The sequence below is a fragment of the Streptomyces phytophilus genome, assembly GCF_013870535.1.
Lineage (GTDB): Bacteria > Actinomycetota > Actinomycetes > Streptomycetales > Streptomycetaceae > Streptomyces > Streptomyces phytophilus.
In genome coordinates this window covers 1-1225 of record NZ_JACBXC010001567.1, presented here as the reverse complement: position 1 = coordinate 1225, position 1225 = coordinate 1, and the positions used below count along the sequence as shown (strand labels likewise).

2 protein-coding genes are annotated in these 1225 nt (G+C 73.0%); both read left to right on the top strand.

What is annotated here, in order from left to right; all coding sequences use genetic code 11:
• On the top strand, positions 1-583 hold a 583-nt coding region (locus H5J30_RS34275), incomplete at its 5' end, for a 3-hydroxyacyl-CoA dehydrogenase family protein (protein ID WP_258563676.1).
• A gap of 80 nt (positions 584-663) precedes the next feature.
• Positions 664-1225, top strand: a 562-nt coding sequence (locus H5J30_RS34270; RefSeq protein WP_181791715.1) for a TetR family transcriptional regulator, incomplete at its 3' end; no start/stop codon positions are given.

The following is a 1225-nucleotide window of genomic DNA, read 5'->3' as shown; positions in this document are numbered from 1 at the left end:
CGCGGTCAAGCGGCAGTTGTTCGCCGCCGTGGACGCGGTCGCCCGGCCCGGCGCCGTGCTGGCCACCACCACGTCCTCGCTGCCCGTCGTCGCCTGCGCCGCCGCCACGTCCCGTCCCGAGGACGTGGTCGGCATGCACTTCTTCAACCCGGCGCAGGTGATGAAGCTCGTCGAGGTGGTGCGCACGGTCCGTACCGCGGACGACGCGCACGCCACCGTCCGCGCGGTCTGCGCCCGGCTGGGCAAGCACCCCGTGGACTGCGGCGACCGGGCCGGCTTCATCGTCAACGCGCTGCTGTTCCCGTACCTGAACAACGCGGTGAAGATGGTCCAGGAGCACTACGCCTCGCCCGACGACATCGACGCCGCGATGAAGCTCGGCGGCGGCTACCCCATGGGCCCCTTCGAGCTGCTGGACGTCGTCGGCCTGGACGTCTCGCTGGCCATCGAGCGGGTCCTGCACCGCGAGTTCCGCGACCCCGGCCTCGCGCCCGCGCCGCTGCTGGAGCACCTGGTCGCCGCGGGCTGCCTCGGCCGCAAGACGGGCCGCGGCTTCCGCGAGTACGCGACCGCCGCACGCTGAGCACCGCCCGCCCGTCCGCGGCTCGACCGACCCTCCAGTAGGCGGCGATCCGGGGGCCACGCATGGAGTACGTTCCTTACATGTCCCAGCCTGCGAAGCCCAGCCGTGCCAACTCCAGCACCCAGCGCCTGAAGATGCGCCGCGACATCGCGGCGGCGGCGATGGAGCTGTTCGCGACCAAGGGCTACGAGGCGACGACGGTGGACGAGATCGCCGCCTCGGCGGGCGTCGCGCGCCGCACCTTCTTCCGGCACTTCCGCTCCAAGGAGGAGGCGATCTTCCCCGACCACGACGACACGCTGGAGCGGGTGAAGGCCGTCCTGGACGCCGCGCCGCCGCACGAGTACCCGCTGGACACCATCTGCCGCGGCATCCGCGAGGTCATGCGGATGTACGCGGCCCAGCCCGCGGTCTCCGTCGAGCGCTACCGCCTGACCCGGGAGGTGCCGACGCTGCGCGAGCGCGAGATCGCCTCGGTCTCCCGCTACGAGCGGCTGTTCACCCGCTATCTGCTGGGCCACTTCGACGAGGGCGCCCACCAGGACGGCGACGACGGCCCGCTGCTCGCCGAGGTCGCCGCCTCGGCCGTGGTCACCGCGCACAACCACGTGCTGCGCCGCTGGCTGCGCGCGGGCGCGGAGG